Source organism: Propioniciclava soli (assembly GCF_038502305.1).
In the GTDB taxonomy this organism is placed as follows: domain Bacteria; phylum Actinomycetota; class Actinomycetes; order Propionibacteriales; family Propionibacteriaceae; genus Propioniciclava; species Propioniciclava soli.
Genome location: NZ_CP115965.1, coordinates 3,420,639 through 3,445,128, shown reverse-complemented (window position 1 = coordinate 3,445,128; position 24,490 = coordinate 3,420,639). Strand labels below are relative to the sequence as shown.

Below are 24,490 nucleotides of genomic sequence, written 5' to 3'. Positions count from 1 at the left end.
GGAGGGGGTTCGGCCGGGGGCCCGTCCGCCCGGAGGGGTGGAACTGGCCGTTGGCTAGCCGCGAAATCGCACGGAGCGGGGTGCCCGGCGGTGTAGACTCTTGGCAGGTTGATGTTTGGCCGCACGTGTGTGCTTCAGCGTCGAGCTCATCCTGGACCCCCTGTCCCATGGGGAGTCACGCAACACAACGAAAGCAGGATCCATGGCAACCGGAACCGTGAAGTGGTTCAACCCGGACAAGGGCTACGGCTTCATCTCCCCCGACGACGGCTCGGCCGACGTCTTCGCGCACTTCACCGCCATCAACTCGCGCGGCTTCCGCTCGCTCAACGAGGGTGACAAGGTGGAGTTCGACACCGAGCAGGGTGCGAAGGGGCTTCAGGCCAGCAACATCACGCCCCTCTGAGCTGACCTCAGAAGAACGCCGCGGCCCGTGGGGCCGCGGCGTTCCGCATTTTCGGGCCGGTCGTCTCAGGCGGAGGCCCGCACCACGACCCGGAAGGGATCGCTGGGCGGCGGCGGATCGGTGGGGATGCCGAGCCCCGTCAAGATGGCGGCGGTGGCCCGGTCGATCCCCGAGTTGAGGTCGAGCGCGACACTCGTCAACGGCGGATGGGTGAGCGCCGCCAGGGGAATGTTGTCGATCCCGATCACCGCGAGATCGGTCGGGGCCGTGAGCCCGCTCAACCGCAGCCCCGCCAGCACCGCGATCGCGTACTCGTCGTTGTAGGCCGCCACGCCCGTGACGCCCGCCCCGCGCAACGCCGCGACGGCCGCGACGGCGTCCTCACCGGTGAGCCCGAGCTCCACCTCGACGGGCTCGGCCAGCCCGCGTTCGGCACAGCGCCGTCGGACGCCCTCGGCGCGCGGCTCGGCGTACACGGTGAACTGGGCCGAGCGGGGCCGGGCGAAGCCGATGCGCCGGTGGCCCGCGTCGGCCAGGTGGTCCACCTGCCGCATCGCCATCGCGTCGTGCGCGTAGGAGGTTTCGCCCAGGGCCCCGCCGGGCCCCTCACCGAGCAGCACGATCGGCAGGGACGGCGCCGACGCCCACCCCTCGTCCTCCGGGCCGAGCTCGCCCAGGCACAGCACGGCGGCGGGGCCGATCTCGGCGACGAGGTGCCCCATGTCCTGCCCGGTGCGCTTGCGCCGCGAGACAGCCAGGAAGCCGTGGGCGTCCATGGCGTCGGTGAAGCGCTCGGTCATGCGGGCCAGGTTCTCCCCGACGGGGGCGTCCGGCAGCAGAAGCAGGACGAGATCGGAGCGGCCCGAGCGCAGGGCGCGTGCGGTGCGCGACGGGGTGTAGCCGAGGTCGCGGGCGGCTTCGCGGACGCGCTCCTGCGTGGCTGGGGTGATGGTCTGCCCGGCGGTCTCGTTGAGGACGTAGCTGACCGTGGCCTGGGAGACCCCGGCGCGCTTGGCCACGTCCTTCACGGTGACGCGGCGCTCAACCATGGCAAGCCTCCCGGAGGTGTGACGATTCAGGCGGAGCGTAGCGCGTCGCTCGACCCCGGGCCAGCGGACGCAGGACTCGGCGGGCAACTCGACCCCGCCGTCCTGGGGCCACACGTGTCGCCGGCCACCTCACACGCCGAGCCGCTGCCAGGCGACGCCCCGGGCCCGGACGCCCAGCGCGACACCGCGGCCGAGCATCGACACTCCGTAGGCCACCCACAGCCACACCAGGCCGGCGCCCGCGGCGTCCACCGCCAGGGCGAGGGGCACGTACACGACCGTGACGGCCAGGCCGGCCAGCGCGAGGTAGCGGGTGTCCCCGGCGCCGATCAGGACGCCGTCGAGCACGTAGACCAGCCCCGCCAGCGGCAGCAGCGCCGCGAGCACGAGCGCGGTGCGGGCCACGAGGGCCACGACGGTGGGGTCGGGGCTGAAAAGCACCCCCAGCCACGGGCTCGCCGCGGCCAGCGCCAACCCCAGCAGCACCCCGAACCCGACGCCCCAGCGCACCATCATCGCGGTGAGAACGCGGACGGCCGAGGCGTCCCCGGCCCCGAGCCACCGGCCGATGATGGCTTGGGCCGCAATCGCGATGGCGTCGAGGGCAAACGCGAGAAACACCCACAGAGAATTCACCACCTGGTGGGCGGCGAGCGTGGTCGTGCCCATGCGGGTGGCGATCACGGTCGTCACGGTCACGGACGCCTGCAGCGCGAGCGTCCGCACCACCAGCCAGCCTCCCGACCGGGCCGCCCGCAGGACGCCCGCCCCACGCACCTGCAGCGGGACGCCCGACCGCCGGGCGCCGCGAACGACCACGCCCGCCAACAGCAGCGACGCCGCCGACTGCGCGAGCAGGGTGCCCCACGCCGCACCGCGGATGCCGAACCCGAAGCCGTGGACGAACGTGAGCGTGAGGGCCACGTTGGTGAGGTTGAGCGCGACGACCACCACCAGCGGCGTCCGCGTGTCCTGCAGCCCGCGGAGCACGCCGGTGGCGGCCAGCATGATGAGCAGGAACGGGAACGCGAAGGTCACGACGCGCAGGTAGGCCACCGCCTGCAGCGCCACGGCGGGCGGGGCGCCGTAGAGGCCGACGACGGCGTCCAGGCCCAGTTGGAGCGCCAGCGTCAGCGCTGCGCCGATCAGCGCGGCGAGCGCCATGCCGTCGATGCCGCCTGCCAGCGCCCCGCGGTGGTCGCCGGCGCCGAGCCGGCGGGCCACGGTCGCCGTGGTCGCGTAGGCGAGGAACACGCACAACCCGGTCAGCAATCCCATGAGGCTGCCGGCGATCCCGAGCCCGGCGAGCTCCGCGGTGCCGAGGTGGCCGACGATGGCCGTGTCGGCCAGCAGCAGCAGCGGCTCGGCGACCAGCGTGGCGAACGCCGGCACGGCCAGGGCCAGCACCTCGCGGCGATGGGCGCGGGGGGTGCCCATCGGTGGGGGCGGGGCGGCGGGATCGGGCACGGTGCCCAAGGGTAGGACCTCTACCGAAGGAGGGTTGCGCGCGGCAGGGCGGCGCGCGCACGCAGGCCCCGGCTACCGTGGCCGTGTGACCCGGCCCACCTCCTCCGACGCCGCCCCGGCCGCCCCGGCCTGGTCGGCGGCGTGGTGGCTGCGGCTCGGCCAGGCCGTGCTGTTCGTCGGCCTGCTCGTGCTGGCCACGGCGTTGGCGGCCGGCCGCGGGGCCAGCTGGCCGGTGGTGGCCGCGTCCGGCGCGGTGCTGGCCGTGTTCGCGGTCGGCTTCGCCGGGCACGGGCGCCTTGGCGCCCGCGGCCGCGCCGTGTGGGTGGCCGTGCTGTTCGCCGGCGTTACCTGGCTGATCCTGCACGCCCCCGAGTACCTGTGGGTGGCGTTCCCCCTGTGGCTGCTGGCGGCGGCCGTCCTGCCACTGCTGGGCGCCCTCCTGCTCACGGCCGTGACGCTCGCCGCCATCGTCACTGCGTTGGCCATGGCCGGCAACGACGCGCCCGCCGCCGTCCTCGGCCCGGTCATCGGCGCCCTCGTGGCGCTCGGCATCGCGCGCGGCGTCCTGCGCTTCGAACACGAGGCCGCCGAGCACCGCCGGCTCGTCGGTGAGGTGCTCGTGGCGCAGGAGGCGACGGCGGCCGCGCAGCGCGAGGCCGGCGTCCAGGCCGAGCGGGCGCGCCTCGCCCACGACATCCACGACACCCTGGCCCAGGGGTTCAGCTCGGTGATCCTGCTGGCCCGCGCGGCCGGGCGGGAGCCGGACGCCGCCCGCACCGCCGCTCTGATCGAGCGCATCGAGGCCACCGCGTCGCAGAACCTCGCCGACGCCCGCCGCGTCGTCTACGCCCTGGCCCCCGAGGAGACGAGCGCGGGTGGCCTGGCGGCCCCCTTGCGTCGGCTGGCCGGCGAGGCGGCGGACGCCGTCGGCGCGACCGCGTCGGTGACCATCGACCCCGACCTGCCTCGCCTCGGCACCGCCACCGAGGTCGCCCTCCTGCGCGTGGCGCAGGGGGCGCTGGCCAACGTCCGCGCCCACGCCCGCCCGGGACGCGTCGCCGTCGAGCTGAGCCGCAGCGGCGAGACCGTCCGGCTCGACGTCGTCGACGACGGCGTCGGGTTCGACCCGACCCGGCTGGGTGCCGCCACCCTCGAGGGGGGCTACGGCCTCCGGGCGCTGCGCGAGCGCCTCGTCGAGCTGGGCGGTGGCCTGGCGATCGAGAGCGAGCCGGGCGGCGGCACGGCCGTCTCGGCGCACCTGCCATTGCCGGGGGATGCCCTGCCCTCCGGACAGGGGACGCGGCCGTGATCCGGGTGCTCGTGGTCGACGACCACCCGGTGGTGCGCTCCGGGCTGCAGGCGCTGCTCGCGTCCGAACCCGGCCTGAGCGTGGTGGGGGCGGCGGCGTCCGGGGAGGAGGCGCTGGCGCTGGTCGCCGCGCACGCGCCCGATGTCGTCCTGTGCGACCTGCGCCTCGGCGCGGGACTCGACGGCGTCGGGGTGACGGCGGCGCTGCGGAAGGGCCCCGGCCCGGGCCCGGCCGTGCTGATCCTCACCACCTACGACAACGACTCCGACATCGCGCGCGCCGTGCTGGCCGGCGCTGCCGGCTACCTGCTGAAGGACGCCGAGCCCGCGGCCATCGTGCGCGGCATCGCGGACGCCGCCGCCGGACGCCTCGTGCTCAGCCCCGAACTGGAGGGCCGCGTCGTCGACCGGATGGCCCGCGGCGTCCCGCAGCTGAGTGCCCGGGAGATCGACGTGCTCCGCCTGGTGGCCGACGGCTTGGCGAACAAGGAGATCGCCCGGCGCCTGTTCATCTCCGAGGGCACGGTCAAGACCCATCTCGTCCACGCCTTCGGCAAGCTCGACGCCGATTCCCGCACCGCCGCCGTCGCGGCCGCGCGGCACCACGGCCTGCTCGGCTGAGCGTCGGTCACCCCGACTACTCGGACGCCGCCTCCTCGGCCGGCTCCACCGCCGGCGGTGTGGGGCTGCCGGGGAAGCGGGCGACGAACTCCGCCCCACCCTCGGCCGAGCGGCCGGCCTTCACCCAGCCGCCGTGCGCCTGGATGGTCTGGGCGACGATCGACAACCCGAGGCCCGAGCCGGGCGTGGTGCGGGCGTGCTGGGAGCGGTAGAAGCGCTCGAACACGTGGGGCAGGTCCTCCTCGGCGATGCCCGGGCCCTGGTCGGAGACGCGGAGGCGGTCGCCCTCGAGGTGAACGTGGATGGTGCCTCCGGGCGGGGAGAACTTCACCGCGTTGTCGAGCAGGTTGGTCACGGCCCGCTCGAGCGCGTCGGGCTCGCCCATCAGGTAGAGGGGGTCGAGCTCGACGTCCCACATGATGCCCGGCCCGCGGCGCCGGACGCGTTCGAGGGCGTTCTCGACCACGTCGCGCAGGTCGACGGGTTCGGGTGCGGCCTGCACGGTCTCCTCGCGAGAGAGCTGCACGAGGTCACCCACCAGCGTGGTGAACTCCCCGAGCTGCCCGGCGACGTCGCGCAGGATGTCAGCCCGGGCGCCCTCGGGGAGCATGCCCTGGCGCTCGTCGGCCACCAGCAGCTCGACGTTGGTGCGCATCGAGGTCAGGGGCGTGCGGAGTTCGTGGCCGGCGTCCGCGATGAGCCGTCGCTGGCGCTCGCGCGAGCTGTCGAGCGCCTTGAGCATCCGGTTGAACGAGCGGCCGAGATCGGCCACCTCGTCGTCGCCCTGGATCTCGATGGGGGTGAGCTTGTTGGTCGCGGCGATGGAGGCCACGGCGTCCGACAACTTGCGGATGGGCTGGATGCCGGACTTGGCGATGCCGTAACCGGAGAGTGCGGCCACGGTGGCGCCGAGCCCACCGAACAGCACCAACGCGAACCCCGTGGTGCGCAGGATCGCCAGCGTCGGGTCGAGCGGGCGGCCGAGCACGAGGGCGTACTGGACGCCGGCGTCCACGAGGGGGACGGCCACGATCCGCATGGGCGCTCCGGCGGTGTTGGGCCCGGTCCGCGACGACCAGCCCATGCCCGTCCGGGCGATGGCCAGCTCGTCGGCGCCGGGCTCCAGCGTGGTCTGCCCGCCGGGCCCGGTGATGACGTGATTGTCGGCACGGACGAGCACGATGGTGGTGTTCGCGGCCTGCAGGGCTGCCGGATCGATGCCGCCCATGTTCTCCAGGTCCTCCACCAGACGCCCGGAGAAGATCGAGGCGACGTCGACGAGCTCGTTGTCGAGCTGGTCGTAGACGGTCAGGAGGGTGAGGAAGTAGGCGGCGACGGCGGTGGTGGCCACGGCCCCCGCCACGGCGGACGCGATGAGGAGGGCGAGGCGCTGTTGCAGGGGGCGGTGGGCGTTGCTGAAGAGCCGGCGCAACCGGATCACGGTGGGGCCGCGCTCACGGCGCCGTCTCGCGCAGCACGTAGCCGATGCCGCGGACGGTGTGGATGAGCCGGGAACCGCCGTTCACCTCGGTCTTGCGCCGCAGGTAGCCGATGTAGACCTCGAGCGAGTTCGCGGTGGTCGGGAAGTCGTAGCCCCACACCTCGTTGAGGAGCCACGAGCGCTCGAGCACGCGGCGAGGGTGCTCGAGGAACGTCTGCAGCAGGGCGAACTCCGTGCGGGTGAGGGACACGCGCGCCTCGCCGCGCGTCACCTCGCGGCTGCCCAGGTCGAGCCGCAGGTCCTCGAACGTCAGCACCTGGCTGGACGCCGGCGCCGTGCCCGGCTCCTCGTTCTCCGGACGCGAGCGCCGCGTGAGGGCGCGGAGGCGGGCCATCAGCTCGTCGAGCGCGAAGGGCTTGGCCATGTAGTCGTCGGCGCCGGCGTCCAGGCCGTCGACGCGGTCGCCGACGGCGTCGCGCGCCGTCAGCACGAGAATCGGCACATCGTTGCCCTGGCCGCGCAGCATCCGGGTGGTCTCGAGGCCGTCGAGGCGCGGCATCATCACGTCCATGATCACCGCATCGGCGCGGTGTGTGGAGAGGTGGGCCAGCGCCTCGACCCCGTCGGATGCGGACGCGACCTCGTAGCCGCTGTACTGCAGGGATCGCTTCAGCGAATCCCGCACGGCTTGGTCGTCATCCACCACGAGGATGTGCATGGGCGTCATCCTAACGGTGCTGGAGCTCGCGCACCTTCGCAAGCACGCCGGGCAGGGCCGCCTCGATGGCGGCCATGGTGGTGTCGAACCCCTCGGGCCCGCCGTACCACGGGTCGTCGACGCCGGAGCCGGGCTCGGCGTCCGGGTCGAAGTCGGTGAGCAGGGCGAGCTGGTCGGCGTCCGGGGCGATGCGGCGCATGCGGTCGAGGTGGATCTGCTCCAGGCCGATCACGAGGTCGGCCCCCGCGATCTCCTCGGCGGTGATGCGGTGGGCGCGGTGGCCCTCGGCGTCGTGACCGTGGCGCGTGAGCACGGCGCGGGCGCGCGGGTCGATGGGGTTGCCCAGCTCCTCGGAGCTCACACCGGCCGAGGTGAAGCGGACGCCCTCGAGACCCTCGGCGCGGGCCGCCGTCTGCGCCATCCGCTCCGCCATGGGTGAGCGGCAGATGTTGCCCCAGCAGACGAAGACGACCTCGATGTCGCGGGCCATCAGGTGTGCCGCTCCCCGCGGTTGCCGACGAACGAGTTGAGGATGAAGCTCACCACCGACACGATCACGGCGCCCCAGAACGCCGACCAGAAGCCGGTGACACCCCACCCGACGCCGATCTGGGCGCACACCCAACTCGTCAGCATGAGCAGCGCGGCGTTGATGACGAGGAGGAACAGCCCGAGCGTGATCAGCAGCAGGGGGGAGGTGACGAACACGAAGAGCGGCTTCACCAGCGCGTTCACGAGCCCGAAGATGGCAGCCACGATGAGGATGGTGAGCACGGCGTCGGCCGGCCGGTCGGTGACGTCGAGCCAGATGCCGTCCAGCACCCAGGTGGCGAGGCCCAGCGACAGGGCGCTGACCAGGAAACGAATGATCACGGCCCCCATCCTCCCATGTGCGCAACAATGGCGGCTCCGGGGCGCAGGCCCCGGTGCCCCCGATGACCCCCCGGCACCACAGAGAGGCCCCGCCGTGATCGACCTGGCCGGACGCCACTTCCTCAAGGAGGTGGATTTCACCCCGGACGAGTGGAACCAGCTCGTCGCGTTGACGCGGCAGCTGAAGGCCGAGCGCCGTTCCGGCACCGAGCGGCAGCGGTTGGCGGGCAAGAACCTGGCGCTGATCTTCGAGAAGGCCTCCACGCGCACGCGGGCGGCGTTCGAGGTCGCGGCCCGGCACCAGGGGGCCTTCACGACGTACCTCGACCCCGCGGGGTCCCACATCGGCGCCAAGGAGTCCGCGGCGGACACCGCCTGCGTGCTCAGCCGCATGTACGACGGCATCGAGTTCCGGGGAAACAGCCAGGACACGGTGGAGACGCTGGCCGAGTTCAGCTCCGTGCCGGTGTGGAACGGCCTGACCGACGAGTGGCACCCCACCCAGTCGCTGTGCGACGCGTTCACGATGGTGGAATCGGCCGGACGCCCCGGGAGCGACATCGCCTTCGCCTACCTCGGCGACGCCCGGTTCAACATGGGCAACTCGATGCTGGTGATGGGCGCGATGATGGGCATGGACGTCCGGCTCGTCGCCCCCGCGGCCTTCCAGCCCGACCCGCGGTTGGTGTCGGGGGCGCGGGAGATCGCGTCCATGACCGGGGGACGCGTCACCGTGACCGACGATGTGGCGCACGGCGTCGAGGGCGCCGACTTCGTCCACACGGACGTGTGGGTGTCGATGGGGGAGCCGAAGGGCGTCTGGGCGCAGCGGTGCCGCATGTTGGCGCCCTACCGGGTGACCCGCCAGGTGATGGAGGCCACCGGCAAGCCGGAGGCCAAGTTCATGCACTGCCTGCCGGCCTTCCACGACCTCAACACCTCCACGGCGCGCATCGTGCACGATCTGACGGGGATGCGGGAGCTGGAGGTCTCCGACGAGGTGTTCAACTCGGAGGCGTCCCTGGTGTTCGAGCAGGCCGAGAACCGGCTTCACTCCATCAAGGCCGTGCTGGTCGCCACGCTGTCGGGCTGCTGACCCCCCCCGCAACGCAGACGAGCGAGGCCGGAGGGCCTCGCTCGTTGCTGGGGGAAAGGGTCGGGGTCGCTAGAAGACCCGGATGCGGTTGCCGCCGATCGGAACCAGGTTGAGGATCAACCCCACGACGATGAGGATGATGCCGATCGTGGTCAACGGGAATCCGGTGTCCACCAACAGACCGATGATGAGCAGGATGACGCCCAGCGAAACCATCAGTTCGCTCCTTCCTGTTGCCCTTTCCCGGACGGTTGTCCGGTGGCGCGAGCATGGCACCCTTGGTGGCCGTCTGCCCGCGGATGCGGGCAGACGCGCCGCCAAATCCGCCCTTTCGGGTGAGCTGTGGGGCGTGGGGACGCTGCGGACCGCCACTCGCCCCGCGAAGGCCCGCCCCGCGGCGCCCCGTCGCCCGTCATGATGGACCCTGTGCAGACGTGGGATGGCCCGACGATCGCCGCGACCGTGTTCCTGGTGGCCGAGTACCTCATCAAGATCTGGGCGATCGGCGTCGTCCCGGAGAATCGGCGGCCGTCGTCGTCCAACGCGTGGCTGCTGCTGATCCTGCTCCTCCCCGCGGTCGGCCTGCCGTTGTTCTTCCTGCTCGGCAGCCCGTTCATCAACGGGCGACGCCATGAGATCCAGCGCGAGGCGAACCAACTCATGGCGGCGCGCACCGACCACCTGCCCGACGTGCCCGCGGGGGTGGACGTGCCGGTGGAGCTCGAGTCGTTGATCCATCTCAACCGGCGGCTCACCGCGCTGCCTGCGGTGACCTCGGTGAATCGCGGCCTGAGCAGCGACTACGCGGAGTCGATCGCGCGCATGACGGCGTCGGTCGAACGGGCCGAGCACTACGTGCACATCGAGATCTACATCGTCGCGTGGGACGCGACGACCGACCCGTTCTTCACCGCCTGCGCGGCGGCGGCCGCCCGCGGCGTCCGGGTGAAGCTGTTGCTCGACCACATCGGGTCGCGCAAGTACCCCGGCTTCCGCCAGCTCCTGCCCCGCCTGCACGCGGCCGGCATCGACGCCCACCTCATGCTGCCGTTGCAGCCCTGGCGGGGACGCTGGCGGCGCCCGGATCTGCGCAACCACCGCAAACTCGTCGTCGTGGACGGCCGCGAGGGGCACATGGGCAGTCTCAACATGATTGACTCCAGCTACCTTGTTCGGAAGAACCAGAAGCTCGGGCGGCACTGGCACGAGGTGACCGTCGAGCTGAGCGGGGAGATCGTCGCGGCGCTGGATGCGGTGTTCGCCGTCGACTGGTACACCGAGACCCACCAGGCGACGCCGGAGCGCCACGTCGACATCGGGGACCGGCCGGTGGGGGGCCCGGTGAACCTGTTCCAGCTCGTACCGTCGGGCCCCGGGTTCGAGACCGAGCCGAACCTGCGGTTGTTCGTGAACCTGATGCACCTGGCCCAGGAGCGGTTGACGATCTGCAGCCCGTACTTCGTGCCGGACGAGTCACTGCTGAACGCCATCACGACGACGGCGATGCGGGGCGTCCAGGTGGAGTTGTTCGTCAGCGAGCAGGCGGACCAGTTCATGGTCGACCACGCGCAGTCGTCGTACTACCGGGCGCTGCTGAACGCGGGCGTGCGCATTTACCGCTACCCGAAGCCGGCGGTGCTGCACGCCAAGTTCTTCACGGTCGACGACCTGGTCGGCGTCGTCGGGTCGTCGAACATGGACATGCGCTCGTTCGGCCTCAACTACGAGATCAGCCTGTTGGGCTACGGGGGCGACATGGTGGACGAGCTGCAGCGCATCGCGGCGGAGTACCGCGAGGAGTGCATCGAGCTGACTAGCGAGGCGTGGGACGAGCGTCCGTGGCACCAGCGGTACCTCGATTCGGTCTTCCGGCTGACGTCGGCGCTGCAGTGAGGCCGGGGTGCGCCACGTCACGGCGAGGGGTGGCCAGCGGCGGACCATGACTGGTGACCTACGGTTACGTAACTGTAGAATCTTGGCTATGGACACGCGCGACGTCTCGGCACCGGATGCGGCCGACCTCATCCAGCTGCTCACGCCGACCGGGCAGCGGGTCGATCACGCCCGGTTCACCTGGCGTCACGATGACGCCGTCCTGGTCGACCATCTGCGCACGATGGTGCTGGCGCGGCGATTCGACAGCGAGGCGACGGCACTCCAGCGCAAGGGGGAGCTGGGGCTCTGGGTGCCCATGCTCGGCCAGGAGGCGGCCCAGGTGGGGTCCGGCGCTGCCGTGGGCCCGCACGACATGGTGTTCCCGAGCTACCGCGAGCACGCCGTGGCCATGATGATGGGCGTCGACCCGGTCACCATGCTCGGCACCTTCCGCGGCACCACGATGGTGGACTGGGACAGCCAGGCTCTCCGCTTCCACCTCTATTCCTTCGTCATCGGCACCCAGGCCCTCCACGCTGTCGGCTACGCCATGGGCCTGCAGCGCGACGGCCTGGTCGGCAACGACGATCCGGACGCCAACGGTGCGGTCGTCGTCTACTTTGGCGATGGCGCCACCAGCCAGGGCGACGTCAACGAGGCGCTCGTGTTCGCGTCCAGCTATGCGACGCCGACCGTCTTCTTCGTGCAGAACAACCAGTGGGCGATCAGTGAGCCGATCGCCCTGCAGTCCCGCATCCCGCTCTACCAGCGCGCGAGCGGATTCGGCATCCCGGCGGTGCGCGTCGACGGCAACGACGTGCTCGCCGTCCAGGCCGTCACCGAGTGGGCGATGAACCGCGCCCGCAGCGGCGAAGGGCCGACCTTCATCGAGGCGTTCACCTACCGCATGGGCGCGCACACCACGTCCGACGACCCCACCAAGTACCGCCGGCGCGAGGAGGAGCAGGCCTGGCGCGCCAAGGATCCGGTGGCCCGGCTCACCCTCTACCTGCTCGGGCAGGGGGCCATCGACAAGGCGTGGCTGGACGCCCTCGACGCCGAGGCGGACGCGTTCGGCGTCCGCATCCGCGAGGGCTGCCTGGCGCTGCCGGTGCCGAAGCTCGAGGACCTCTGGGCCCACACCTACGCCACCCTGCCGGACGCCCTCGTGGCGCAGCGGGCGGATCAGCTCGCCTACGAGGCGTCCTTCGAGGAGGCCTGATGGGGGAGCAGATGACGATGGCGCGGGCGTTGAACGCCGGCCTGCGCCGTGCCCTCGAGGCCGACCCGAAGGTGCTGCTGGCGGGGGAGGACATCGGCAAGCTCGGCGGCGTCTTCCGCATCACCGAGCACCTGCAGCGCGACTTCGGGCCGGAGCGGGTGGTCGACTCCCCGCTCGCGGAGTCGGGCATCGTCGGTACGGCGCTCGGCCTGGCGCTGCGCGGCTACCGTCCGGTGGTCGAGATCCAGTTCGACGGTTTCGTCTACCCGGCGTTCGACCAGATCGTGTCCCAGGTCTCGCGGATGCGGTTTCGGTCGATGGGACGCCTCAGCATCCCGATGGTCGTCCGGATCCCCTACGGCGGGGGCATCGGCGCGATCGAGCACCACTCCGAATCACCGGAGGCGTACTTCGCTCACACCCCCGGTCTCGTCGTCGTGACCCCATCGACGCCGCTGGACGCCTACTGGATGATCCAGCAGGCCATCGCGCACGACGACCCCGTCATCTTCCTCGAGCCCAAGCGCCGCTACCACGAGAAGGGCGAGGTCGACCTGTCCGAGCCCCCACTGCGTCTGGACGCCGCCCGCACCGTGCTGACGGGCGACGATGTGACCCTGCTCACCTACGGGCCGATGGTGAAGACCTGCGTCGAGGCGGCGCTGGCCGCGTCCGCCGAGGGCCGCAGCGTCGAGGTCGTCGACCTGCGCAGCCTCGCGCCACTCGACGACGCGACCGTCCTCGCCTCCGTCGAGCGCACCGGGCGCGCGATCGTCGTCCACGAGGCCGTCCGCACCGGCGGCATTGGCGCGGAACTCGCCGCCCGCATCCAGGAACGGTGCTTCTACGCGCTGGAGTCCCCCGTGTTGCGCGTCACGGGTCACGACCTGCCGTACCCTCCCAGCAAGGCCGAACACACCTACCTGCCCGACCTCGACCGCATCCTGGATGCCGTCGACCGCAGCCTCGCCCACTAGGAGTCCGCGCATGTTCGAGATGAAGCTGACCGACCCCGGCGAGGGGTTGGTCGAGGCCGAGATCGTCGCGTGGCACGTCGCGCCCGGGGACGCCGTGAAGATCAACGACGTTGTCGTCGAGGTGGAGACGGCCAAGTCCGTCGTCGAGCTGCCGAGCCCGTTCGAGGGCGTCGTCGGTGAGCTGCGCTGCGAGGTCGGCGACGTGGTCGAGGTGGGCAGCGTCATCATGACCGTGGTCGACGCGGACGACCCGGGCGAGAACCCGCCGGACGGGGCGACGACCGGGGCCGAGTCCGAGGGACAGTCCGCGACCCGGGAACCGGCCGAGGCCCAGACCGAGTCAGCGACGGATGCCGCGGGCGCCGGTGATGCGGCGCCGGAGGCGTCCGGGGCGCTGCTCGTGGGCTACGGCGCGGCGCAGGCGCCAGCCACGCGGCGTCCGCGCAAGGGCGTCGCCCGGCCGGACGCGGGCCCGCAGGGCGGGCAGGTCAACGAGTCGTACGGGCTGGACGAGACGCCGGCCCACAAGGTGGACGAGGTCTACTACACCAGCCCCATCGACGACGAACCGGCCGAGCCGCCGCTGCCGCAGCCGTCCGAGGCGCGGGCCCGGGGGGCGGCGGTGGCACCGACCGACCCGGTGGGGCGTCCGCTGGCCAAGCCAGCCGTGCGCCGGCTCGCACGCGATCTCGGGCTGGACCTCGCCACCGTCGCCGGCACCGGCCCGGGTGGCAGCATCACGCCGAACGACGTGGCGCAGGCGGCAGCAGGGGAGGCCGGGGGGCGGCGTCCGACCACCCGGATCCCGCTGCGCGGCGTGCGCCGGCAGATGGTGCAGTCGATGACCGCGTCGCTGCAGGTGCCGCAGGCGTCGGTCTGGATGGACGTCGACGTCACGAACACCGTCGAGCTGATCGAACAGCTGCGGGGACGCCGGGAGTTCGCGGGGCTGCGGATCTCACCGATCCTCGTGCTGGCCAAGGCCGTGTGCCTGGCGATGCAGCGCCACCCGGACGTGAACGGCACGCTGGATCTCGAGCGTGGCGAGATCGTCGTGCGGCCCGACGTGAACCTCGGCATCGCCGCGGCGACGCAGCGCGGCCTGGTGGTGCCCAACATCAAGCGCGCCAACGAGCTCAACCTGGTGGAGCTCGCCCAGGCGTTGAACGACCTGGTCGCGACCGTGCGGGAGGGCCGGATCACCCCGGCGGACGCCGCGGACGGCACGTTCACCATCACCAACGTCGGCGTGTTCGGCGTCGAGGGGGGCACGCCGATCCTCAACCCGGGGGAGTCGGCCATCCTGTTGCTGGGCACGTTCAACCGGCGACCGTGGGTCGTGGGCGAGGGGGCGGACGAGCGCATCGTCATCCGGTCGGTCGCGAAGCTCACGTTGTCGATCGACCACCGGGTGCTGGACGGGGAGCAGGCGTCGCGTTTCCTGGCCGACGTGGCCACGATCCTCACCGATCCGGGCCTGGCGCTGCTCTACTGAGTCGGCCAACCACACGTCGGCTTCCGTCACGGCGGGGAAGCGTCAGGAGGTGAACGGCATGACGAGGATGGGAAAGACCGCCGGGTAAGGCAACTACGTCGCCCAGACCCACGCCCAGCGCCTCGGGCAGCGTGACGCGGCGGCCGTCGCGACCGGGTGGGCCCTGGTGGCGGCGGTCGGCGGATGCGTCGCGGGGGCGTCCGGGTTCGCGGGCGGCTGGGCGAGTGGGGTCGTGGGCTGGGTCGCCACGGTGCTGTTCGGCGCCACAGCCTGGTGGATGTCCGGCACGCTCCGGCGCAATCCGGTGCTGCTGCCGCGCGGCGCGCCCGTGCGGCCGCCGCACCTGTTGCGTTCGACCCTCACGATCCTGGCCGTGCTCCTGGCGCTCCTCGCGGTTGCGTTCGCCCTGATCGCGCCGCAGTTGGACGCCGCCGGGCGCCTGGTGCTGGCCGCGTGCCTCGGTGGTGCGGGTGCGGTCATCGCGACGGGGATGCTGCCCACGGTGCTGCGGCTGCGCCGCAAGGAGCAACTCCTGGCGGACGCGCTGCGCGCCCGGCCCGACCTCAGGGCTGCCTTCGACGAGGCCCGGCGTCGCCACGACGGCCCCCGGTGACCTCTGGTCTAATGGACGCCATGTCGGACGACCCCAACCCCTGGCAGCGCTCCCAACCCCATCCGGACCCCTGGGCCCCACCCCCCCCCGCGCCGGGTGACGAACCGCCGGCACCTCCGCAGGCCGTCAACCCCTACGCTGCGCCGTCGCACACTCCGCCCCCGCCGAGCGGGGCCTCGGCCTACCCCACCAGCGCGCCATCCGCGCCCTACCCACCCCACCCGCCGCAGCCCGGCTACCCCCCGGCCACGTATCCGCCGCAGAATGGCCCCGCCCAGCAGCCCTACGCTCCGGGCGCCTACGCCGGCGGCGCAGCCTATGGCCCCGCGCCGACACCGTCGCAGCGGGGCAACGCTCTCGGCGGCCTCCTCGACTTCTCGTTCGCCACGTACGCGACGCCCGCTGCGGCGAAGGCCATCTACATCCTCGCGATCGTGGCGTTCGTCGGCGGCTGGCTGGGGGACGTGCTGAACGGTCTGCAGGGGTACCCCGTGGCGATGGCCTCGCCCTTCCTCACCCTGCTGTTCGGCTGGGTGCCCGCGCTGCTGGGCATCTGCTTGGTCCGCGCGGGTCTGGAGGGGGTCCTCGCCCTCATCCGAACCCACGAGCGGGCGGAGCGCACGGCCGACGATGCCGGGGATTCCTCGGATGCCGGGACCTCCGCCGCCTGACATGGCCGCGGCGTCCACCAACATTGCGTCCACCAGCACGGCGACCACCGATCTGGGGGCGATCCGGCACAATCTCGCCGGGGTGCGGGCCCGCGTTGGCGACCGGCTGGTGCTGGCCGCCGTGAAGGCGAACGCCTACGGCCACGGCGCGCTCGCGGTCGCCCGCATGATCGATCAGGCCGCCGCCGCGGACTGGCTCGGCGTCGCCACCGCCGCCGAGGCGCTCGAACTCCGGGAGGCCGGCGTCCGCCTGCCGATGCTGATCTTCAGCCCGGTGGTCTCGGACGCCGCGGCCCTGGCCTGCGTCCGGGCGGGAGTCGACCTCACCGTCGCCTCGGCCGACACCCTCGACAAGGTGAGCAGGGCCGCCGCCCAGGCGGGGGTTCCGGCGTCGGTGCACCTCAAGGTGGACACGGGCATGCGCCGCATCGGCTGCCCACCGGACGCCGCGCCCGACCTTGCCCGGCGCGCGGACGCCGCCGGCCTCCACCTGCGGGGGCTGTTCTCCCACCTACCCGTCTCGGACACCGAGGACGGCCGGGCCTTCACCGACGAGCAGACCGCGCGGTTCGCCGCGGTCGCGGACGCCGTCGCCGCGGCCCGCGGGCGGGTGGAGCTGGTTCACCTGGCCAACTCCGGTGGCGTGCTGATGCACCCGGGCACGTGGTTCGACCTGGTGCGGCCCGGCGTGATGGTCTACGGCAACCTGCCCGACCCCACGACCGACCCCACCGTCGACCTCCGGCCGGCCCTGCGCTGGACGACGCGGGTGTCGTTCGTGAAGCGTGTGGCGGCGGGGGAGACGGTCGGCTACGGCCGGACGTGGACGGCGGCGTCCGACACGATCGTCGCGACCATCCCGGTGGGGTACGGCGACGGCTACAGCCGGCAGCTTTCGAACCGCGGCCGGGTGCTGGTGGGGGGCCGGTCGTGCCCGGTCGTCGGCCGGGTGTGCATGGATCAGACGATGGTCAACCTCGGCCCGGACGCCTCAGCGCAGGTGGGCGACGAGGTCGTGCTGCTGGGGGAGCAGGGCTCGGACGCGATCACCGCCCAGGAGCTGGCCGACCTCATGGGCACGATCACCTACGAGGTCACCTGCCTGGTGGCAGCCAGGGTGGGTCGGACGGTCACGGGCCACAGCTGAGTGCCGTCGGTGGCCGGAGAGTGGTTGCGAGTCCGGTCACCTCAAGGCCGCACGACGGGATGGAGACCCTTGCCAAACGGGACGCCGCTTCCTAAACTTCGATGCACATCGAAGGAGTGACCCATGGACCTGGACGCACGTGTCCACCTGTTGAAGACCATCGCGGACGCCACGCGACTGCGCATCCTCGGGCTGCTCGCCGAGGAGCCGCGCAGCGGACGCCAGCTGGCCGAGGCCCTCGGGTTGGGCGCGCCGACGATCAGCCACCACATGGCGCGCCTGGTGGAGGTGGGCATCGTCCGCGTCACCCCGGACGGCACGCGGCGGCTCTACGCGCTCAACGCCGGTCTGCTGGACGCGGCGGCCGCGCCCGCGGCGACCGCCACGGTTGCCCCGATCGCCGACCCCGACCACGCGCGCCACGTCCGGATCTTCTTCGACGGGCCGCGCCTGCGCAGCATCCCCGCCAAGCGCAAGGCGCGCGTCAGCGTGCTGCTCGAGCTGTTGCGCCGCTTCGAGCCGGGGCGGCGCTACGCGGAGGCCGAGGTCAACGCGCTCCTGCGCGAGGCCCACGACGACGTCGCCTTCCTCCGCCGCGAACTCGTCGACTACCGCTACCTCGCGCGTGAGGGCGGTGTCTACTGGGTCAACCCTGACGTGCCCGACCGTGATGCCAACGAGGCCCAGGAGGTGCCCGCCGGTGAGGCGGCGTGGCTCGGTCAGCTGGTCCGTGGCGTTGTGGCAGGCTGACAGATGCACCGCTCATCGAACCGACGAAGGGATCCGCCGATGAACTGCCCCCGGTGTGGCAAGGTCATGGAGGAGGGACTCGTCCAGTCCACCGGCCACCTGGCCTGGGTTCGCGAACCGCGGCGCCTGTTGGCCTCGCTTGCTGAGGGTGACGTGCGGGTCGCCCGGTCGATCTTCGGGGCCGCCACGCTACCCGGGTACCTGTGCCGGGCGTGTGAGCTGGTCACGATCGCCTACGGCGAGGACGACCCCACCTGAGTCCAGGAGTCAGCCCCTCAGCTCTGGGTGATCCGCCGGCGGTTGACGAATTGCTCGCGGGCGTAGGTGCCGACGGCCAGCGTGCTGAAGGCGTCCAGGGTGCCGCCGACGCCGCCGCCGATCAGCGGGATGCGCCGAGCGATGAGGACGGCCGCGTGCCGGCCCCCGATGCGGGAGGCGAGCTCGGCGAACACCTTCTCGCACACCACCTGGTCGAGGGAGGCGTCGAACACGGGTGCGGTCGCGATCACGAGCGGGCTGGCCGGCAGGACGTCCGCGTCCATGAGGCGCTGGGTGCCCTCCGCCCCCATGAGGCACAGGGTGAGCGCCGTGCGAACGCTGGGGGAGTCGATGTCGTAGCCGCGCAGGTGGGCGATGGCGGCCACAAGGCGGATCTGCAGCACGGCCACGCCGGCGATGTTCGTCGGCAGGGCGACCGCCAGGGTGGCGAGACCGCCGATATTGGTCACGACGCCCTGGGCCGTCGCGAGCCCCACATGCGTGCGCACCAGGGCGTCCAGGGCGTCCTCGACGCCGTTGCGCTTGACGAGGTGGTTCGCAGCCGTCGCCTTCGCGCCGGGCACGACCCCCATCCCGTTGATCGCGGTCTCCAGGAGCTGGCGCAGCACGTTGCCGCCCATCTCCGGGCCGCGCGCCGCCAGCGTCTTGCTGACGTCCCGTGCGTTGGCCATGGCCCAAGGCTAGGCGCAACGCCGGCGTCCGCCCAACGAGGGCTTCCCCCATGCGACCCTGAACCGGTGCCACACTGCGCCCATGAGGTTGTCGGGCGTCTTCGGGCCGTGGCGCGAATGGCCCGACCAGGACCTCATCGCCCTGTCGTCCGAGTTCGACGCCGACCTGGTCGCGGAGGCCTACCTGGCGGGTGCGTTCCCCATGCCGCTGCACGACGCCGGTCTGCCGCCGGACGCCATGGGCTGGTGGTCGCCCGTGCACCGCGGCATCCTCCCGCTGGACGACGTGCGCGTCACCCGGTCGCTGCGCCAGTCGGCGAAGCGGTACAGCGTCACGGTGGACGCGGCCTTCGACGAGGTCATCGCCCGCTGTGCCGACCCGTCGCGTCCGTTGGGGTGGATCGACGAGGCCGTCGTCGGCGTCTACACCGAGCTGCACCGGCTGGGCGTGGCCCACTCCGTGGAGGCCTGGACGCCGGCCGGCGACCTGGCCGGGGGGCTGTACGGCGTCGGGTTCGGAGGGCTCTTCGCGGGGGAGTCGATGTTCCACGACCCGGTGATCGGGCGGGACGCCTCCAAGGTCGCGCTGCTCGGGCTGTGCGAGGTGCTGGACGACGGGGTGGACGGCCGGCTGCTCGACGTGCAGTGGGTCACGGGCCACCTCGCCTCGCTGGGCGCCGTGGAGGTCGACCGGGTGGACTACCTCCGGCTGCTCGCCGACGCCCTCGACCTGCCGGCCCCCGCCTGGGGGGCAGGTTAGGCTGGTCGCCACGTCGAGGACGAAGGGGTGGTGGCCGTGCCCGAGATGCCCGAGGTGGAGGGGCTGCGCGCGTTCCTGGCCGAGCGGCTGGTCGGCGCCACGGTGACGCGGGCCGAGCTCGCCGCCTTCAGCGCGTTGAAGACGTTCACGCTCCCGCTCTCCGCCCTCCTGGGGCAGGAGATCACCGCGGTGCAGCGACGCGGCAAGTTCCTCTGCCTCGATGTCAGCGGTACGTGGCTGGTGTTCCATCTGGCCCGGGCGGGCTGGTTGCGCTGGTACGAGCAGGCGCCCGCCAGCCCGGCCAAACCGGGCAAGGGACCCCTGGCCCTCCGCCTCGTCGCGGAGCCCGCCGGCGGGTTCGACCTCACCGAGGCGGGCACGCAGAAGCACCTGGCGCTGTACGTGGTCGCCGACCCGGGCGAGGTGCCGGGCATCGCCCGGTTGGGGCCCGACCCGCTGGCCGACGACTTCGACGAGGCCGCGTTCGGTGCAGTGCTGGCCGAGCACGCCCGCACCCAGATCAAGGGTCTGCTGAAGGATCAGTCGCTGCTCGCCGGCGTCGGCAACGCCTACTCCGACGAGATCCTCCAGGCGGCAAAGCTGAGCCCGTTCAAACTGGCCGGCAGCCTGACGGGGGAGGAGACGTCCGCGCTGTACGCGGCCGTGCGGAAGGAGCTCACGGCGGCGATCGGGCGGGCCGTCGGCCTGCCGCCGGCCGAGCTCAAGGACGGCAAGCGCTCCTCCTTGCGCGTCCACGGACGCAAGGGTGAACCCTGCCCCGTGTGCGGCACGGTCGTCGCCGAGGTGAGTTTCGCTGACAGTTTCCTCAACTACTGCCCCGGCTGCCAGACCGGCGGCAAGCTCTTGGCAGATCGGCGCCTTTCCAAGCTGTTGAAATAGCAACCACCCGCGGGGGCGGAGGATTCCCCCGTGCGGGGACGTTTCGCCACGCAATGGGCGGCGTAGACTCCCTTTCCAGCGCCCGGACGGGCCTGGTCAATGTGTCTCCATGCTGGAGATGCGGGGGGAATTACCATGAAATCGTCTGTCGCGCGGCTCATTGCTGCGTTCATTGCCATGTCGTTGGCCGTGCTCACCGCGTTGCCGGCGCACGCCGCCACCCAGCGATTCAGTGACGTCCCGGAGCACGCCCAGTTCTTCAACGAGATCAACTGGCTGGCCGCCTCCGGCATCACGACCGGTTACCCAGACGGCACGTATCGGCCGCTCGACCCGGTGAACCGGGACGCCATGGCGGCTTTCCTGTACCGCCTGCACGAATCGCCCGAGTTCGACACCCCGGGGCAGACGTTCTCCGACGTGCCCATGGGGCTGCAGTTCCACCACGAGATCGAGTGGGTGGCGGCCGAGGGCATCGCCACCGGGTACCCGGACGGGACGTACCGGCCGCTCGATCCGGTCAACCGCGACGCCATGGCGGCGTTCCTGTTCCGCATCTACTGCGACGGCGGCGTGTACGAGCCCACCGGGCAGACGTTCACGGATGTGACGCCTGACAACCAGTTCTACACAGAGATCGAGTGGCTGGCGTCCACGGGCATCACCACGGGCTGGGTGGCGCCGGACGGGTCCAAGACGTTTCGGCCCACGGCGCCGATCGCCCGTGACGCGATCGCCGCGTTCTTGTTCCGGGCCGTGCAGCGCTTCGGCATCCCGCCGCTGTTTCCGGACTCCCCGGCCGCCGTCACCGGGTTGACGGCCACGGTCACCGGCTCCGACGTGGTGCTCAGCTGGAACCCCAGCCCCGAGCGCGACGTCATCCGCTATGACCTGTATCGGGGGCAGAACGACATCGACCCGACGTTTGGCCCGGTGGAGGTCACGGAGTCGACGTACACCGACACGACCGCCCCGGCGGGCGACACGCACTACTGGGTCATCGCGGTCTCGCGGTACGGCGTCGTGTCCGAGCCGGCGACGCTCTGGGTCACCGTCGGCTGAGCGAACAATTCATCCCCCCTTGAGGGGACGTGTGGAACGAACTGGGCCGCGGTAGCGTCGAGGGTGGCGCCGCAATGGGCGCAACGGCCCGTGAGGCCAAGGGGGGAAAACTTCATGATCAACGTTCGGGCGCATCTGCGCGCCCTCATTCTCACGCTCAGTGTGGCACTGGGATTCACCCTGGTGGGTGTTTCTCCGGCCTCGGCGGCATCGCGATTCGCCGACGTCGGTGACGACAACATGTATGCCACCGAAATTGCTTGGTTGGCCGACAGTGGCATCGCCACGGGCTGGCCCGACGGCACCTTCCGGCCCTACGCCCCTGTGGCGCGTGACGCCATGGCGGCCTTCTTGTACCGCCTGTTCGACGAGCCGGAGTTCACCCCCACGGGGCAGACGTTCTCCGACGTGGCTCCCGACAACCAGTTCTACCGCGAGATCGAGTGGCTGGCTGCGTCGGGCATCGCCACGGGCTGGCCCGACGGCACGTTCCGCCCCTACGAGCCGGTGAACCGGGACGCGATGGCCGCCTTCCTCCACCGCGCCTGGGGGGCGCCCTCGTACACGGCATCGGGGGACGTCTTCACCGACGTGGCATCCCAGAACCAGTACGTGACCCAGATCGAATGGCTGGCCGACGCCGGCATCAGCACCGGGTGGCCCGACGGCACGTTCCGCCCCGTCCAGCCGATCGCCCGCGACGCCATCGCCGCCTTCCTGTACCGCGCCGTCACGGCGCTCGGCCGCCCGGGCCCGCTCGCCGCCGACCCGCTCGCGGACGCCGACGTGGTCGTTGCCGCCGACGGCTCCGGCGACGTCACCACCGTCGCCGAGGCCATCGCGCAGGCGCCGTCCGACGCTTCGGCGTGGCGCATCGGCATCCGCCCCGGCACCTACCGCGAGGTCGTGCAACTGCGCCGCTCCAACGTCACCCTGCTGGGCGGCGGGGGGTCTCCCGCCGATGTGGTCATCACCTACGACAACGCCGCGGGGACGCCCAAGCCGGACGGCTCCGGCACCTACGGCACCACCGGCAGCGCCACCATGCTCATCACGGGCAACGACGTCACGGTGCGCAATCTCACCATCGAGAACGCGTTCGACGAGGCCGCCCACGACTACGCCTCGGAGCAGGCCGTCGCGTTGAAGACCCAGGGCGACCGCCTCGTGTTCGACACGGTGCGCCTCCTCGGTGACCAAGACACCCTGTACGCCGACTCACCCGCCGCGGGCCGGCTCGCGCGCTCCTACTACGTGAACTCCTTCATCGAGGGGGATGTGGACTTCATCTTCGGCCGGGGCACCGCGGTGTTCGACCGGAGCACGCTCCACGCGAGCGACCGCGGCAGCACGAGCAACAACGGCTACGTGACGGCGGCCAGCACCGACGTGTCGCTGCCGTACGGCTTCCTCATCACCGACTCGACCATCACCTCCGACGCGCCGGCGGGCACGTTCCACCTCGGCCGTCCCTGGCAGCCGAGCGGGGACGCGCAGGCCATCGCCCAGGTCGTCGTGCGCAACACGGTGCTCCCGGACGCCATCGCGCCGGCTCCCTGGACCGACATGACCAGCACCTTCTCCTGGCGCAACGCCCGGTTCGCCGAGTACGGCAACACGGGCCCGGGGGCGGTCGTGAACGCCGACCGGCCGCAGCTCACGACCGTCGAGGCGGCGGACCACACGAAGTTCACCTACCTCGCCGGCCCCGACGGGTGGAACCCGACCGGTGAGCAAGCCCCGGCCGACGTGACGGCGCCGGCCACCCCCACCGGGCTGGTGGCGGAGGCGTCCGACGGCAGCGTGGTGCTGACCTGGCAGCCGGTCACGGACGCCGACCTGGCCGGCTACACCCTCTACCGCGTCGAGGGCGCCGGTCCGGTGGATCTCGCCTCGGCGACGGCCGTGGCCACCGATCTCACCGACACCTCCTTCCGCGACCGCGGGGTCGTGAACCAGACGGCCTACACGTGGGTGGTCACGGCGGTGGACGCCGCCGGCAACGCGTCGGCGCCCTCCGCGGCGGTCACCGCCACGCCGGTCGGGGCCGTCCTGCCGGCGCACGACGTGCTGGTCGCCGCCGACGGCTCGGGGGACTACACGACGGTGCAGGACGCGCTCGACGCGACGGCACCGGGCACGGCGTCCGACCCGGTGGTCATCGCGATCAAGCCCGGGGTGTACCACGAGCTGGTCACGGTGGCGCAGTCGCACCTCACGCTGCTGGGCACCACGGGGAAGGCCGCAGATGTCGTGCTGACCTACGACAACGCCTCGGGGACGCCCACCGCCGGCGGGGGCACCCTGGGCACGTCGAAGAGCCAGAGCGTGAAGATCACCGGCAGCGACGTGACGGTGCGCGACCTGACGATCGAGAACGCATTCGACGAGGCGGCCCACGACTACCAGGCCGAGCAGGCCGTCGCCCTGCACACCACCGGCGACCGGTTGGTGTTCACCGGCGTCCGGCTGCTCGGCAACCAGGACACGCTGCTCGCCAACTCCCCGGACGCCGACGTCGTGTCGCGGGTGTACTTCTACGACTCCTACATCGAGGGCGACGTGGACTTCATCTTCGGCCGGGCGACCGCGGTGTTCGACGCGAGCACGATCCACGCGCTGAGCCGCGGCAGCAACTCCAACAACGGCTACCTCACCGCCGCCAGCACGTCCGACCAGAACCCGTTCGGGTTCCTGGTGGTCAACTCGAGGGTGACCTCCGACGCGCCCGCCGGGACGGTGTCGCTCGGACGCCCCTGGCGCGGCTGGGGTGACGGCTACACGAAGGGCGGTGTCGTGTACAACAGCCGGGGCCAGGTGACGTTCCGCAACACCGAGCTCTCGGCGGCGATCCGCACGGCCCAGCCGTGGGCCGACATGACCCCGCTGGCGTGGACCGACGGCCGCTTCGCCGAGTTCGGCAACACCGGCGCCGGTGCGGCGATCGTCGATCCGGCGACCCGGCCGCAACTGACCGACGCCGAGGCGTCCGACGCCACACCCCGGGCCTACCTGGCCGGGTCCGACGGGTGGGATCCCGTTCTGGGCTGATCGGGGCATTCGTCACTAGACTCCTCGCGACGTGGGTG

At 71.9% G+C, this 24,490-nt stretch carries 25 protein-coding genes; 17 read left to right on the top strand and 8 right to left on the bottom strand.

Annotation, left to right across the window (positions count from 1 at the left end):
- Window positions 1–202 precede the first annotated feature (202 nt).
- Complete coding sequence (locus PCC79_RS15585) at window positions 203–406, top strand: cold-shock protein (protein WP_232547157.1); 204 nt, start codon at window positions 203–205, stop codon at window positions 404–406.
- A 65-nt stretch (window positions 407–471) separates the two neighbouring features.
- Here PCC79_RS15585 and PCC79_RS15580 read toward each other — a convergent pair whose 3' ends face one another.
- Together PCC79_RS15580 and PCC79_RS15575 are read right to left on the bottom strand one after the other, a co-directional pair.
- The gene (locus PCC79_RS15580) at window positions 472–1,455 is read right to left on the bottom strand and encodes a LacI family DNA-binding transcriptional regulator (protein WP_232547158.1); all 984 of its coding nucleotides are present in this window, start codon (window positions 1,453–1,455) and stop codon (window positions 472–474) included.
- Between the two features lie 129 nt (window positions 1,456–1,584).
- Window positions 1,585–2,922 (bottom strand): MATE family efflux transporter, encoded by a 1,338-nt coding sequence (locus PCC79_RS15575; RefSeq protein WP_232547159.1) that lies wholly within the window; start codon window positions 2,920–2,922, stop codon window positions 1,585–1,587.
- 85 nt (window positions 2,923–3,007) lie between these two features.
- Here PCC79_RS15575 and PCC79_RS15570 point away from each other — a divergent pair, with 85 nt between their 5' ends.
- Window positions 3,008–4,231: a sensor histidine kinase gene (locus tag PCC79_RS15570; RefSeq protein WP_232547160.1), complete on the top strand. Its 1,224-nt coding sequence runs from the start codon at window positions 3,008–3,010 to the stop codon at window positions 4,229–4,231.
- On the top strand, window positions 4,228–4,851 hold the full coding sequence (locus PCC79_RS15565) for a response regulator transcription factor (protein WP_342372370.1): 624 nt from the start codon (window positions 4,228–4,230) through the stop codon (window positions 4,849–4,851). Before PCC79_RS15570 ends, PCC79_RS15565 begins: the two co-directional genes overlap by 4 nt.
- A gap of 16 nt (window positions 4,852–4,867) precedes the next feature.
- Here PCC79_RS15565 and PCC79_RS15560 read toward each other — a convergent pair whose 3' ends face one another.
- From PCC79_RS15560 to PCC79_RS15545, 4 genes are read right to left on the bottom strand one after another with little or no spacing between them, the layout of a single operon-like run.
- Entirely contained in the window at window positions 4,868–6,283 is a 1,416-nt protein-coding gene (locus tag PCC79_RS15560) for a HAMP domain-containing sensor histidine kinase (protein ID WP_342372369.1), read from the bottom strand.
- Window positions 6,284–6,305: 22 nt separating this feature from the next.
- Complete coding sequence (locus tag PCC79_RS15555) at window positions 6,306–7,010, bottom strand: response regulator transcription factor (protein WP_232547163.1); 705 nt, start codon at window positions 7,008–7,010, stop codon at window positions 6,306–6,308.
- A gap of 10 nt (window positions 7,011–7,020) precedes the next feature.
- On the bottom strand, window positions 7,021–7,500 hold the full coding sequence (locus PCC79_RS15550; protein ID WP_269778957.1) for a low molecular weight protein-tyrosine-phosphatase: 480 nt from the start codon (window positions 7,498–7,500) through the stop codon (window positions 7,021–7,023).
- Window positions 7,500–7,883, bottom strand: coding sequence for a phage holin family protein (locus tag PCC79_RS15545; RefSeq protein ID WP_416046537.1), 384 nt, complete (start codon window positions 7,881–7,883; stop codon window positions 7,500–7,502). Before PCC79_RS15545 ends, PCC79_RS15550 begins: the two co-directional genes overlap by 1 nt.
- A gap of 94 nt (window positions 7,884–7,977) precedes the next feature.
- Here PCC79_RS15545 and argF point away from each other — a divergent pair, with 94 nt between their 5' ends.
- Window positions 7,978–8,979, top strand: a complete 1,002-nt coding sequence (argF, locus tag PCC79_RS15540) for an ornithine carbamoyltransferase (RefSeq protein ID WP_342372368.1) — start codon at window positions 7,978–7,980, stop codon at window positions 8,977–8,979.
- 69 nt (window positions 8,980–9,048) lie between these two features.
- Here the strand turns inward: argF and PCC79_RS15535 are convergent, their stop codons facing one another.
- Window positions 9,049–9,195 (bottom strand): hypothetical protein, encoded by a 147-nt coding sequence (locus tag PCC79_RS15535; protein WP_232547166.1) that lies wholly within the window; start codon window positions 9,193–9,195, stop codon window positions 9,049–9,051.
- 210 nt (window positions 9,196–9,405) lie between these two features.
- Between PCC79_RS15535 and cls the strand changes: the two genes are divergently transcribed.
- The 9 genes from cls (at window position 9,406) to PCC79_RS15490 (ending at window position 17,987) form a co-directional block, all read left to right on the top strand.
- Window positions 9,406–10,872, top strand: a complete 1,467-nt coding sequence (gene cls, locus PCC79_RS15530; protein WP_232547167.1) for a cardiolipin synthase — start codon at window positions 9,406–9,408, stop codon at window positions 10,870–10,872.
- 88 nt (window positions 10,873–10,960) lie between these two features.
- Window positions 10,961–12,076 (top strand): pyruvate dehydrogenase (acetyl-transferring) E1 component subunit alpha, encoded by a 1,116-nt coding sequence (gene pdhA, locus PCC79_RS15525; protein ID WP_342372367.1) that lies wholly within the window; start codon window positions 10,961–10,963, stop codon window positions 12,074–12,076.
- Entirely contained in the window at window positions 12,076–13,053 is a 978-nt protein-coding gene (locus PCC79_RS15520; RefSeq protein WP_342372366.1) for an alpha-ketoacid dehydrogenase subunit beta, read from the top strand. The genes pdhA and PCC79_RS15520 overlap by 1 nt, the downstream gene beginning before the upstream one ends.
- Window positions 13,054–13,063: 10 nt before the next feature.
- A complete protein-coding gene (locus PCC79_RS15515) occupies window positions 13,064–14,548 on the top strand; it encodes a dihydrolipoamide acetyltransferase family protein (RefSeq protein WP_342372365.1) in 1,485 nt (494 codons plus the stop codon).
- A gap of 166 nt (window positions 14,549–14,714) precedes the next feature.
- Entirely contained in the window at window positions 14,715–15,161 is a 447-nt protein-coding gene (locus PCC79_RS15510) for a hypothetical protein (protein WP_232547171.1), read from the top strand.
- A gap of 20 nt (window positions 15,162–15,181) precedes the next feature.
- Window positions 15,182–15,832 carry a DUF4282 domain-containing protein gene (locus PCC79_RS15505; RefSeq protein WP_342372364.1) on the top strand — a complete coding sequence of 217 codons (651 nt, stop codon included), beginning with the start codon at window positions 15,182–15,184 and terminating at the stop codon, window positions 15,830–15,832.
- Window positions 15,810–16,979 (top strand): alanine racemase, encoded by a 1,170-nt coding sequence (gene alr, locus PCC79_RS15500; protein ID WP_425325643.1) that lies wholly within the window; start codon window positions 15,810–15,812, stop codon window positions 16,977–16,979. The genes PCC79_RS15505 and alr overlap by 23 nt, the downstream gene beginning before the upstream one ends.
- A gap of 123 nt (window positions 16,980–17,102) precedes the next feature.
- On the top strand, window positions 17,103–17,729 hold the full coding sequence (locus PCC79_RS15495; protein ID WP_232547178.1) for a metalloregulator ArsR/SmtB family transcription factor: 627 nt from the start codon (window positions 17,103–17,105) through the stop codon (window positions 17,727–17,729).
- A gap of 39 nt (window positions 17,730–17,768) precedes the next feature.
- Complete coding sequence (locus PCC79_RS15490) at window positions 17,769–17,987, top strand: PF20097 family protein (RefSeq protein WP_232547179.1); 219 nt, start codon at window positions 17,769–17,771, stop codon at window positions 17,985–17,987.
- Between the two features lie 17 nt (window positions 17,988–18,004).
- Here the strand turns inward: PCC79_RS15490 and PCC79_RS15485 are convergent, their stop codons facing one another.
- The gene (locus PCC79_RS15485; RefSeq protein WP_232547180.1) at window positions 18,005–18,679 is read right to left on the bottom strand and encodes an EcsC family protein; all 675 of its coding nucleotides are present in this window, start codon (window positions 18,677–18,679) and stop codon (window positions 18,005–18,007) included.
- 82 nt (window positions 18,680–18,761) lie between these two features.
- On the opposite strand from PCC79_RS15485, the gene aat reads away from it, so the two are divergent.
- From aat to PCC79_RS15465, 4 genes are all read left to right on the top strand, one after another.
- Window positions 18,762–19,439: a leucyl/phenylalanyl-tRNA--protein transferase gene (gene aat, locus PCC79_RS15480; protein WP_232547181.1), complete on the top strand. Its 678-nt coding sequence runs from the start codon at window positions 18,762–18,764 to the stop codon at window positions 19,437–19,439.
- A gap of 45 nt (window positions 19,440–19,484) precedes the next feature.
- Complete coding sequence (locus PCC79_RS15475; protein WP_269778998.1) at window positions 19,485–20,339, top strand: DNA-formamidopyrimidine glycosylase family protein; 855 nt, start codon at window positions 19,485–19,487, stop codon at window positions 20,337–20,339.
- A gap of 135 nt (window positions 20,340–20,474) precedes the next feature.
- Window positions 20,475–21,401: an S-layer homology domain-containing protein gene (locus PCC79_RS15470; RefSeq protein ID WP_342372363.1), complete on the top strand. Its 927-nt coding sequence runs from the start codon at window positions 20,475–20,477 to the stop codon at window positions 21,399–21,401.
- Between the two features lie 114 nt (window positions 21,402–21,515).
- The gene (locus tag PCC79_RS15465) at window positions 21,516–24,452 is read left to right on the top strand and encodes a pectinesterase family protein (protein ID WP_342372362.1); all 2,937 of its coding nucleotides are present in this window, start codon (window positions 21,516–21,518) and stop codon (window positions 24,450–24,452) included.
- Window positions 24,453–24,490 lie beyond the last annotated feature (38 nt).